Annotated in this window: 8 protein-coding genes; 3 read left to right on the forward strand and 5 right to left on the reverse strand. The window is 31.9% G+C overall.

Annotated elements, in window-relative coordinates:
- Positions 1-14: 14 nt before the first annotated feature.
- Positions 15-5,540: an alpha-2-macroglobulin gene (locus J8L88_RS20320; RefSeq protein ID WP_211061690.1), complete on the reverse strand. Its 5,526-nt coding sequence runs from the start codon at positions 5,538-5,540 to the stop codon at positions 15-17.
- A 117-nt stretch (positions 5,541-5,657) separates the two neighbouring features.
- Entirely contained in the window at positions 5,658-6,641 is a 984-nt protein-coding gene (locus tag J8L88_RS20325; RefSeq protein ID WP_118388708.1) for a TIR domain-containing protein, read from the reverse strand.
- A 126-nt stretch (positions 6,642-6,767) separates the two neighbouring features.
- On the opposite strand from J8L88_RS20325, the gene J8L88_RS20330 reads away from it, so the two are divergent.
- The 3 genes from J8L88_RS20330 (at position 6,768) to J8L88_RS20340 (ending at position 10,257) form a co-directional block, all read left to right on the forward strand.
- On the forward strand, positions 6,768-7,841 hold the full coding sequence (locus tag J8L88_RS20330) for a PA0069 family radical SAM protein (RefSeq protein ID WP_211061691.1): 1,074 nt from the start codon (positions 6,768-6,770) through the stop codon (positions 7,839-7,841).
- 40 nt (positions 7,842-7,881) lie between these two features.
- The gene (locus J8L88_RS20335; protein WP_211061692.1) at positions 7,882-9,639 is read left to right on the forward strand and encodes an AraC family transcriptional regulator; all 1,758 of its coding nucleotides are present in this window, start codon (positions 7,882-7,884) and stop codon (positions 9,637-9,639) included.
- 237 nt (positions 9,640-9,876) lie between these two features.
- Positions 9,877-10,257: a hypothetical protein gene (locus J8L88_RS20340; protein ID WP_118388702.1), complete on the forward strand. Its 381-nt coding sequence runs from the start codon at positions 9,877-9,879 to the stop codon at positions 10,255-10,257.
- Between the two features lie 157 nt (positions 10,258-10,414).
- On the opposite strand, the gene J8L88_RS20345 is transcribed toward J8L88_RS20340, so the two are convergent.
- Genes J8L88_RS20345 through J8L88_RS20355 form a run of 3 tightly spaced genes read right to left on the reverse strand, consistent with a single transcriptional unit; the run spans position 10,415 to position 12,854 of the window.
- Positions 10,415-11,068 (reverse strand): HD domain-containing protein, encoded by a 654-nt coding sequence (locus tag J8L88_RS20345; RefSeq protein ID WP_118388700.1) that lies wholly within the window; start codon positions 11,066-11,068, stop codon positions 10,415-10,417.
- A 15-nt stretch (positions 11,069-11,083) separates the two neighbouring features.
- Positions 11,084-12,085 (reverse strand): acyl-ACP desaturase, encoded by a 1,002-nt coding sequence (locus tag J8L88_RS20350; protein ID WP_027393225.1) that lies wholly within the window; start codon positions 12,083-12,085, stop codon positions 11,084-11,086.
- Positions 12,086-12,095: 10 nt separating this feature from the next.
- Positions 12,096-12,854, reverse strand: coding sequence for a 1-acyl-sn-glycerol-3-phosphate acyltransferase (locus J8L88_RS20355; RefSeq protein ID WP_247666522.1), 759 nt, complete (start codon positions 12,852-12,854; stop codon positions 12,096-12,098).
- Between the last annotated feature and the right edge of the window lie 141 nt (positions 12,855-12,995).

Raw genomic sequence — 12,995 nt, forward strand, 5'->3', positions numbered from 1 at the left:
CTATTCTATCATATTTACTTTATAACTTCAATCCATTTCCCTTTAGTACGTACAAGATAATCATTGTCGTACATTGCCTCACATTGAATTCCTGGTAAGTAATACTTTCCTAAATAAGAAGCATTTAACAATAAAGTTACTGTTTTACTTTCTCTTGGTTTTAAATCAAAATAAAAGTTAACACGATCATCACGAATATCCGTATATGTAACTTGATTACTTCTGAATGAACCAAAATCTGTAAATCGTGTATTCACAACTTCCCAACCCGAAGGAAAAATCTCCGTAAGCGCTATATCTTTCACTTCAGTTCCAGAAGTATTAGTTATAGTTACTTCTGCGACAAAATCCGTTCCTTGTGATAATCGAGTAACATCAATAATTTTTCCATCTCGATTCTTATAATCTACGATAGCTTTAAAATTACTTTGTATTACTTTTTCTTGCCCTACTGGTAAAATTCCACTTGTTGCCAACTGTACAAAAATAGTATTGTCTTTATTGTTTTTAAGTAGTAATTTATTATTCTTAATAATAGACAACTCTCCAGATGACTGCAATGTTTTATCTGTATTGGCATTATTAGATTGCCCATTAAGTGTATAATTTACATCGATTCCTTTTCCACCTACATAAGCGGCATATTTAGCCATTGCCATTAAAGCATAAGAAGTAGTTTGGGTACTCATCCATTGCTTAGAAGATAACTCTTTAGCTAATTCTTCTGCTATCTTTTGTGCTTTTATTTTTTCATCCAATAATACTAATGTCTCTAAAGCCATTGCTCTGTTTCGATTAGTAGACCCATATGTATAATAATGATTTTTCCTTGGCTGAAAATCGATATTAGCGCTATTCAATAATTTATCTGCAGCACTCTTCTGACCGATAAGACCATAGGCAGCTGCCAATCTTAATTTTGCATTATTAGACAAATTCGATGTTTCCCTTAATCTATTCATAGAGGATAAATCTGGACTACCAGCTAATGCTAAAGTATACAGTCGATATGCCTGCGCTAAATCACTACCACCACTTCTCCAACGTTTAGCCTGTTGCTGCTGATAATTAATCCAATTACTTTTAAATCCAATAGGCAATACATATCCTTTCTTATTAGCTTCTAATAAGAAATGCCCCGCATATGTTGTCCCCCAATCATTAGAATTACTATATCCAGGCCAATAGGACATCCCTCCATTAGGCTGAATAAAACTTTTTAATCTATAAATAGCAGCTTCCATATGACGTTGTATCTTTTTCTTTTTATCTGAAGGTAATGTAAATACATCATTTAAATATAACTGCGGAAATGCTCCAGAAGTTGTTTGCTCAACACATCCGTGAGGATAACGTATCAAATACTTTAATCTACCTTCAAAATTCATTGGTGGTAAAGAAGACAATTCAATTGTAGTGCTATTGCTTCCATCTACTCCAAAAGATGTAAAATCTACTTCTTGTTGACTATTTGGTTCTAAAACTATGGTGGTAATCTCTGTAGTCATAGGATTAGGATTAATAATATCAATTGGAATACTGTAAGAAGCTTTTTCTCCGTTACCACTTGCTACTACTTCAATATCAGTAATAGATGCACCATCGATTACTTCTATATCAAAATACACCATCTTTTCATCTGGTTGAGCAAAAGAAATCTGTTTCGTAGGCTCTCCAATTACCGTAAATCCTTTATTTGGTTTTAAAGTTACATTCACATCCTTCACCTTTTTTTCCATCGCAAAAACTGTGACGGGAATGGTAACTTTTTCACCAGGAGTTATTTTTCTAGGAATAGATGTTAGCACCATTAATGGTTTTCTTACTGGTGTTGTTTTCTCTGTACTTCCGTAGGCAGCATTATTAGCATCAGAAGCAACAATCATAGTTCTAACAGAACCTATGTACTTTGGTATTTTAATTTTATGAGACTTTGTTTCCCCATTTTTTAATTCAAAAGGTCCTTTATAAACAACCATTGGTTTAAATCGGTTGGCTTTTTTTGCCTTTCCTCCTCCGGCTTCGGCATCACCTCCAATACTAAAAATTTGGTTGATACTTCCTCCATACGCTCCAATAATATCATCATACACATCCCAGGTTTTTACTCCCAATGCTTCTCTAGCATAAAATGTATTCCATGGATTTGGAGTTTTATATCTTGTAAGATCCAATAAACCTTCATCTACAATTGCAATAGAATAGGTCATTGCTTTACCATTTGTCTCACTAATTTTAACATCAATTGTTTCTTCTGGACGCAACACATCAGGCATCTTTACTATTGGTTCAATCCTAGTTGCTGGATTTTCGACAGAAACTGGAATAACTCCATATAGTCGAATCGGCAAATCATTCGCTGTAGCGTTATGCGCTTGCAATAATGTTATATGTATATATACATTTGGCGTATATATATCTTCAATAGGCAATTCGAATTTAGTTTCTCCTTTTTGCGGTGTAACCCAAAGAGAAGATAGTACTTCGGTACCGTTTTCTACAGTTACTAAAGCTCTTCCTTCTTCGCTAGAAGGAAATGTAACTGTAGCCGTCTCTCCAACATTATATGTGTTTTTATCTGCTGAGAACATAAGCATCGTAGCAGCAGATGGATCATTCTTGTTAGCTCTACCTGCCCAACCAGGCCAATCGATATAAATCGCTTTTCCGGTAGCATGCCCACCATTAGGATCTACTACTCTTACTAAATATCTACCCCATTCTGGATGCTTAATTTCAAAATTAAAATTGGCTTGTCCCTTACTATTCGTAGAAACTTTAGTTTTAAATACTTCATTTTGATACGATCCACGATTGTAGGAAGAAAGATTATCCTCTGAGGTATCCCACCACCATCGCCAGTTCACCTTATAAACATATACTTCTAGGTCTTTTACCGATTTAGGTTTTCCTTCTTTATCAACGGAAACTACCTCAAAATTATGTGTCGTATCTGTTAGCAACATTCCACGTGCTCTATCGCCTTTGGGAACATTCAGTCCTATATACGTGTCATATGGTGAAAAATCTTTAGAAATAACATCTGTACTAAAATCACCACCATTTTCGTAGACCTTAGTTATAAATGAGGCTCGTAGCATTCCGGCAGCTTTATTTTCTAATTTAGGTTTCATGGAAAAACTGGCTTTACCTTCTTCAGAAATCTTACCATTAAAAACTTCTAACTCTTCACTACTAAATCTTCTTGAAGGATCATCAAAAATATATCCTGGAAATGCTTTAAAACTTGTTCTTTTGGAATTAAAACGAACATTGATATCTGTTTGCAAATTCTTAGCTACTGCACCATGTAACCACAACACTTCTAAATCTCCATTGATACTTTTATTTGCTCCTAATACCTCATCGTCAAAACTTGTTTTTATTTTAAGACGATTTGGTTTTATAGTTTCTATTTTTAAAGCTTTAGAAAAACTCGCTCCTCCTACATTAACTTGAGCTTGCCAATTTCCAGTGGGTGCTTCATCAGAAGTTGTTACACTAAACTTATAAAAGTTCCCTACTCCTTCTGTTTTAGTTTCTTGATAAATTACTTTTCCATAAGGATCCTTTAATTTGAATTTTACAGGATGCCCTTTTGGTAATTTATTAGCATTATCATTAAGCATAAAAGAAAGGAATAAGGTGTCTCCAGGTCGCCATACACCACGCTCACCATATATATATCCTTTAATACCTTTTTGTAATCGTACTCCAGAAACATCAAACTTACTTACAGATAATGCATTCCCATCATTAAGTTTTACATATGTTTGTTGTTTTCCAGATTGAGCAATCGCAAAATATGCTTGTTTTTCTGCATCAAATCCAGACATTCCTTGCGCATCTGTGGTAGCAACACCAATCTCTTGTTGTTGATAGTTATAGAAAGTAACTTTAGTATTAGGAACTGGATTAGTGGTGATGATGTCATTAACTGTTACCATATACGAATTATTCAATCCCTTTTTTATAACTACTCCTAAATTAGAAGCTAGTACATTAGCAGCTATTTTCTTATTTCTATAAAAAGAATTACTACACGGATTATCTCTTTCACTCCAATCATAATCATAATAATCCTCATAATAATATTGTGAACTATCCCAAAAACTAGACTCTTCTTCACTATCATAATTCTCTGATAATTCATTGATTGAAGTATCATCTGCACTCGCACCATCACATTTATATAGAGAATACGCTTTTCTATACTTTAGCTCAATTCTATAAATTGCTCCTGGATCAGGCGAGATCAGTTCTTTTAGATCTATTGCAAAAGCATTCCATTTACTCAAATTTAAAGATGTATTCTCTTGCAGATTAATTAGTTTTTTAGCGATTGGTCGTGCAACGCTTCTTAAGTTACTTGCTCCATTAAGATCATTATTTTGTAAAAACTGAAGTACATTGTTTTCAAATACTTTGACTACTTGTACTTCTACTGCCCGCAAGTTAATTGCCTCAAAATTAAATTTCAGATTCTCTGAAGTTGGTAAAATAACCCCGCTTTGTAACAACCTAACTTCTGGCTTTGGTTGCTGAAACGAAATATTTTCTGAATAGGTACTTTTAAGTTTATAATTGTCTACACTCTTAATACCTTCAAAAATGGTTACTTCTAACGTTCCTTTTAGTTCCTGTTTGGGGTATACTTTTAAATTCTGACCTATTACAGTATACTTTAGTCCTTTTGCTCCTTCAATGGCAACTAAACCATCAAAATTTTGATTTTTTTCCAACGGATCAGAAAAATTAATCTCTACATATTGTCCTTCAAAATTGGAAACAGATACGCTTATTACAGAAAAATTATTTTTCCCAGGAATGTTCAATGTGTTTTCACCTTCCGTATCGATATCAACTGATTTTCCGGACCATTTTACAGTCACCTCAGAATCATCTTCAAATCTTTGTATACTATCAATTCTAAAACTAAACTGACGGCTTTTATCTAGTGATTCTCCAAAATTAATTGGAATATTTTTTCCTTTTTGAGTAGCAGTAATTAGTTGTTTTGCCTTCTCGAAACTTAATTGATCACTGGCCGTAATCGTTCCATTTACATATTGCCAATCTTTACTATAGGATTGAAGATTTTCTGTTAGCACGGAGAACTGCTGCTTTAACGTTTTAACACTGAAGACAAACTCTTCATCTAAGTCTTCTTTTAGATCCTTAACCAAACTTTCTAAATTCAATGTAAAGGTATACTCCGTATCTTCTTTAAAACCATCTTCTGGTTTAAAAGCAATAGTTTGATTATTAACAGCAAATACTTTTCCTTTTACTTTCGGCGAAACTGAAAGGATTTTATCAGAAAGTTCTTGATTATCATCCCAACCCTCAACAGGTGTTTGCAACACTACATACACATTATCTAATACCGAAATTACACCGGTAGAAAGGTCCGAAACATAATCTTGATATTTATTTAGTTCTGAAGCATTTGCTTCAGCTAATGATTTAGCATCTTTCTTTTTACAAGAAAATATAATCGTAGCAAATAAGAAGAAGCATAGAATCCGTGATGATCGCATGTTGAATGATTTTAGTTGACCATATAAATGTAAGACATTTTTACACGTACTGATCCCCTGAAAATGGTGATTTTTTGGATTTTAAGTATAAAAACCACATTTTCTCTTCAAATATGCTCACATACTTCTGTCTTTATAAAAATCAATTAAAGCAATTCTTGCCTGAAAAAATCTAAACGTTAAGTATACAATATTACCCTTATTATCCTCTAGAGCAATTGATTTATTTAATTCAAAATCATAGGGTTGATCTTTTCCTCCTTCAATAGCAATATTATCGGCGTACAATAACAACTTCTTATCGGACTTTGATACAGGTTCTATTTTACCAGAAATCCCAGGGACTTGTCCCGATTTATTGATAATAATCGAACCCGAATTGTTAGTTTTTTCGATAGTAACTTCTACATCTTCTTTTGGGTTCATACTATTAAAAACCACCGCTGGATATTCTGAATGGGCGATAAGAACTGTATATAATTTTCTTGTTCTAATAACAAAATGAGCTAGACCGTTCTCATCTGTAAATCCTTCGAGATATGTCGAATTGTTTGCTACTAAAACTACCTTCGCATGCTTAATCAGTTGCGACTTTTCATCAACTACCTTAATTGTAAAAATAAACGGTTTGGGACTAATCATGGTAGAGAGTTTCGACCATCGGTTTTTTAAAAAAGTTTGATCCTTTTTTAATTTATTCTCAATTAGAACGGCTAATTCTTCTGGAGTTCTATTTTCCAGATTAATATAACCGATAGTTTTAAGAATTCCAGGGATTTCTGTATCATCAAATCTAGCAGGTAATATATATTCCCTACTCTCCTGAAAAGCTCTTGCTTGCATCGAAACTCTCTCATGATTCGTCCATAATTTTTTATTATAAAAACTAGATACAAAAAGCACTGTATACCTTGCTTTATTCTGATAAATTTCTGACAAATACTCATATAAATTCTTTCCCCACAAATTAGCCTCTTCAAACAAGTCATAAAACACTTTAACTCCTTTTGTTTTTAAGCTATTCGCTACCTTCTCTACATAGGCCCTATTCTCTCCTGCAAAAGATAAAGCCACATCATATTCATAACTTCTATTCTTCATCACTGACTATTTTTTTAACCTAAAACTGACTTATACAAAATTACTTTCTTTATTTGGAAATATTCCATTTTTTGTTGGAAATATTCCAACAAAAGTTTTACTTTTAAACCGTAAAAATCAAAGCTTTTGAAACCAAAAAGAATTATAACAGGAAGAGGTGCTCAAGAAAAAATTCATAATCGTTTTTCTGCCAATCATTATGAACTAAGAGATGACTTTCTCAACTATCTGCAAAAAGAAGGTGAACCGATTCAAAATAACAAGACAACATTCATTGAAACTTTTCCTAAGACTATTATCAATAAAGTAAGTAGTCCGGATGTTGGGATGCTATATTCCCTCAATCCATATCAGGGTTGTGAACATGGTTGCGTATATTGTTATGCCAGAAACTCACATGAGTATTGGGGATATGGAGCAGGTCTAGATTTTGAAAGTAAAATTTTAGTAAAAAAAAATGCCCCAGAATTATTAGAAAAAAAACTTAAAAGCAAACATTGGAAAGCATATCCTATTGCTCTTTCAGGAAATACTGATTGCTATCAACCAGCAGAAAAAAAACTTAAAATAACAAGACAACTGCTTAAGATATTTTTAAAGTATAAGCATCCTGTAGGTATTATAACAAAAAACGCTTTAATTTTAAGAGATATAGATATCCTTTCTAAACTAGCAGAAGATAATCTTGTATCGATTTTTCTTTCTATCACTTCCTTAGAAGAATCTACTAGAAAAATACTGGAACCAAGAACAGCAAGTATAAAAAAACGATTAGAAGCTTTAGAGAAATTAAATCAATTGGGTATTCCAACTAATGTTATGATGGCCCCTATTATCCCATCCATAAACAGCCACGAAATTCTGGCTCTTTCTAAAGAAGTATCTAATATAGGGGCAAAAAGTATTGGTTATACAATTGTCCGTCTAAATGGTTCCATTGGTCAAATTTTTACTAAATGGCTAGAGCATACATTACCTGATAAAAAAGATAAAATATTACACCAAATTATGGAATGTCATGATGGTAACCTTAACGACAGCGAATTTGGTAGAAGAATGAAAGGAAGTGGTAAAATAGCTGATCAGATCCATCAAATGTTTACCATTGCTAGGAAAAAATACTTTACCAAAAAAAACAATATTCTTTTGAATTGTGACTTGCATGATTCTCATAAAGATGGGCAATTAAAGCTATTTTGACACTATTTTGGTTATTTTTGGTCCTTCACCCTAAGCTTATATGAGATTGCATCGTTTATTCATCTTATCTATTCTTTTGTTTTGTAATACTTTAATTTCTCAGGTTGAGAATATTATTGTTACAAAGAATGAAGAAGATATTCGTCTTCAGTTAGAAGCTCTTGATGAAAGTAAAATAGATGAAATCATTTCCTTAAGTAATATTTTATACAAAATAGCTTTTGATAACGATGATCCAAAAGGAATGATAAATGCTCTGGAACGTTTAAGCATTGCCAATCTTAATTCTGGAAATAATAATTTAGCTATCGAATATCTAGACAATGCTTCTTCTATTGCATTCCAAAATAAAATGTTCGAGGAACAGGTGCAGATAATGAACCTTAAAGGAAATCATTACTTTGATATAGAAGAGTATGATAAATCAAGTTCTGCTTATTCAAAAGCATTATCTAAAGCAGAAGAGATTAACAATCCTTCTTTCATGTCTGTAATCAAAACTAACCTTGCATTTATAAAACTAAGAACAGGTGATTATAAGACTGCTCTTAAAGAACTAAAAGATAGCGAAGAAGAACTTTTAATAAACCCATATAAAAGAAGTCAGGAACGAGTTAATATAGGGATCATGTTATTTAATGCTCGAATTTCTGAAGCTTATATAAAATTAAATAAACTAGATTCTGCATTATATGCTAACAATAAAGGATTATCGTATACTGAAAAAGTAAAAGTTGATAATATACATATTGACCTGTTAATGCATCGAGGTATTATCTATAAAAACAAAAAGGATTATACCAATGCGCTTACATTTTTAAACCAGGCAAAAGAGCTGTGCTATAAGGCAAATGATATTATCTTTCTAGGAAAAATTCTCAATTTACTCGCAGAATGTAAACTAGATTTAAAAGAATACAAAGGAAGCATTGAAGTATTACTCGAATCTGAAGAAATTCTTACCAAGAAATATAGTAACTCTGACGAAATAAGCAAATGTTATAAATTACTTGGTCAAGCCTATAAAATGGATGGTGACTTAAAAAAATCTAATTCGTATTATGAAAAACATATTTTAAGTTTAAGTAAACTCAATAATAAGAGATCATTAGCATCTAGAAAGGTTCAAGACATAACCATGAATGATTTTCAAAATGAAATAAACGATCTCGAAAATCAAAAAAAGAAACAAAAAAGCAAACTCACCTATTCTCAGGTTGGATTAGTTATTGTAGTTTTTGGACTTATCTTGGTAACCTTCTTTTTTCAGAAAACAAAGAGAAAGAACAAAGAAAAGTTTGAAACATTACTCGCTGAAATTGAAAGAAAAGAAAAAGCAAATACTTCGGAAATAACTGTTAATGACCTTGCAATTAACGACCCCATTATCGACACTAAAGATAAAAAATTAGAATCCCGATCGAGTGAATTAGATATAAGTGATGATTTATATGAACAAATACTTATTGGATTAAAAAAAATAGAATCCCAAGAATATTATCTTAAAACAGATTGCAATCTATATAATGTAGCCAAGAAGATCAATACAAATACTTCTTACCTATCTAAAGTAATTAATGCCCACTTTAATAAGAATTTCAACACCTATATCAATGATCTAAGAATAAACTATACAATAGTTCGACTTAAAAACGATTCTAAATTTAGATCTTATTCTATTAAATCGATTGCTAAAGATGTTGGCTATAAAAGTGCCGATTCTTTTTCTAAGTACTTTAAAATTCACACAGGATTACTCCCATCTTTCTATGTGAAACAATTAAATTCTAAAAATTGATCCATTAACTTTTACAAAAAAAATGAACAAATTACCCTAAATTTATAAAAATAGGGCTCTCAGTAATTTTTGGAAACCAAACTTCTTGTTTTATTATAAATAATTGATATTCAATTATTTATAATAATAAACCATACCCGTTTTTCTTTAAATTGGGTTTACTCCTCTTGTTATTACGGTTTTTTTAAAGGTACTTTGATCAAGCAATCAATTAAATAGTGGTTGTATCAAAATCTGATGAAAAAGCAACTTGTTTTATTTTCTATAGGAATTTTAGCCGGGATTTTAGTTTATGCTATGTATGTCGGAAATAAAGTAGAGGATAAATCAAACGCTATTCTAAAGGTATTACAATCTAATTGTGAATGTGATCAGGTAAAACAATTCTTATATGTAAAAGGCTTAGCAAGTTCGGAAAAAGGAATTTCTACAGAAACTGCAGAGTACGAACTAAAAAATTGTAAATATTCTGACTTAACCACAGAGGCAAATAGAATCAATGAATTATTAATTAAAAAAGTTGATGGATATCAAGAAATCGACAGGTTTACACTAGAATTTGTCAATCGAAATTCATCAAAACTAGTAACAATAAGTAACGGAAACATAAATCACTAATCATGATAGCACTTACAAAATTATTAATCGACTTTATTTTGAACTATTTTCTTTTTATAGTTGAATTTGTAATCAGCATTTTCGCATAATCAAAAAACGGACAATCAAATTCTATCAAAAAACGAGCATTTGGAATACAAAGAAGGTAGATAAATCATCAATGTCTGCCTTCCCATTCTTTAAAAAATTCTTCTAGAAAAGATTCCATAAAATGATGCCTTTTTTCTGCCATTTCCCTACCAGTATCTGTGTTCATTCTATCCTTAAGTAATAACAATTTTTCGTAGAAATGATTTATCGTTGGAGCAGTAGAGTTTTTATATTCTTCTTTGGTCATATTTAAATTAGGCGCTATTTCCGGATCGTATAGCGTTCTATTTTTAAATCCCCCATAATTAAAACAACGAGCGATTCCAATAGCCCCAATAGCATCTAAGCGATCTGCATCTTGTATAACATTCAATTCTGGGGATGTAAATTTCTGCTCAGTATTACCTCCTTTAAAGGAGATATTTTCAATAATAAGTACTACGTGATTAACAATATCTTTTTCTAGTTGAAGACTTTCTAAAAAATTTCTTGCGACTTTTGGACCAATCGTTTCATCTCCATTATGAAATTTGGAATCTGCAATATCATGAAGTAATGCTCCAAGAGAAACTATAAAAACATCCACCTCTTCACTTTCCGCGATGGTTTTTGATGTTTTAAAAACCCGTTCGATATGAAACCAATCATGCCCTCCTTCAGCATCTTTCAGCGTATTTTTTACAAAATCAACAGTTTCATATATAATCTGCTCTTTGGTCATATACGCCATAATAATTTATTTCACTAAAGCAGGTTGCACCCATTTAAATTCAAAAACTTCTTCTGGAATTACCAATCTCTCACTAATACGTTGCATTCTAGCAGGTAATCTCATTACAAAATCACGTGCTTTTTCTGCCTCATCAGTAAGATCCACAAGTTTGTCAATTTCCCATTTATCGATCAAACGTTGCATAATATCAATATAATCCTGAGAAGTATATACTCCTATTCGTTGAGCGGCATTAGAAAACTCTTCAAAAGCACTTCCGATTGTATTTCCGGATTCTCTTAAAAAAACCGCTGGCATTACAATTTTATGCTTCATCATATCACTAAAAGCTACCATCATTTGACTTGGGTCTACTTCGAATATGTTTTTTACAAATTCACTATATGCATTAAAATGACGCATCTCGTCACCAGCAATAATTTTACACATTTTAGCTAGAGATTTGTTTGAATACCCTTTTGCCAACTTTGCCACTCTAGTATGCGAAATATTAGTTGCCAACTCCTGAAAGCTAGTATAAACGAAGTTTTTATAAGGGTCTCTATCGGTTCCGATATCAAACCCATCATTAATTAAATGTTGCGTTGTACGTTCAACTTCTATCATATTTACTCTTCCTGACAAATACAAATACTTATTTAAAGTATCTCCATGTCGATTTTCTTCACTAGTCCAATATCGTACCCATCTAGACCAGCCATTTCCTCCTTCTCCTTCGTGTTGATTTACCCCTTCTACATCCATTAACCAGGATTCATAGGTAGGAAGTGCTTCTTCTGTAATCGTATCTCCAACTAAAACGACCCAAAAGTCATATGGAAGTTCTTTTGCCAACTCTCTTAACTCCTTTACCTCATCAAAAAATGTATCTTCATTTTGTGAATCAGGTAAAAAATCTGTTGGCTGCCATACTTTATCTATCGGAATCAAAAATTTATCGATAAAAGATTCTATTTTCTTTTCCAATAATTGCATTACTTCTAATCTAATATTATCTATAGCCATGACTACTTATTTACGTTTTTATGGTAGAGATTACTCTCTTTTCTGCAATATCTAGTATTTCTTCTTTAGTAACTCCTTCTGAATTTATAGGTTCTTTGACTTCTAGAGTAAGATGTATTCCTACTCCCATAGGGAAATTACCAAATCTAACCAACTTCCAACTGTCATTAATAGTTACCGGAACTATTAAAGCTTCAGGAGCATTTTTCATTAATATTTTTAATCCTGTATGGGCAAAACTTTTAGGTTTTCCATTTCTACTTCTAGTTCCTTCCGGATAAATTACAGCTGAAAAATTATTTTTGGCAATATACTTCCCAAACCTAGAAATCTCTGGTATCGATTGTTTCGCATTTTTTCTATCTATTAAAGCATGACCTCCATTTCTTAAATTAAAAGAAATACTCGGGATTCCTTTTCCTAACTCCATTTTAGAGATAAACTTTGGTCGATGTTTATGCAAATACCAAGATATCAAAGGAACATCAAACATACTCTGATGATTTGATACAATAATCAAGGAACGATTTTTAGGTAATTTAAAAGAATTTTTAAAGCTAATTCTTACTCCTAAAACGTGTAAACAACGAAGCAGACAAAGGTTCATTAAATTAACCACACCTCTGTGTCCTTTTGCTCCGCCCAGTTTAACTCCCAACCATTGTAAGGGATGAAAAACTACTAATGTTAATCCAAAAAATAAATAGAAAACTATCGAAAGCGGATATGAAATTATCCTTTTTAATGCCCCCATAACTTCTCTTAGCAATTAATAATTTTGACTTGTGTTACTGCAGTGCAAGGTCTGATATTATTTTTTGTTTAGCAACAGTTTAAAGAACTAAAATCAAATCAATCAGTGAACTTTCTATTTACTACTGAAAATTTTTAGGTTTTTTTAATGAAAATA

This window comes from Aquimarina sp. MMG015 (assembly GCF_018100855.1).
GTDB classification, from domain to species: Bacteria; Bacteroidota; Bacteroidia; order Flavobacteriales; family Flavobacteriaceae; genus Aquimarina; species Aquimarina latercula.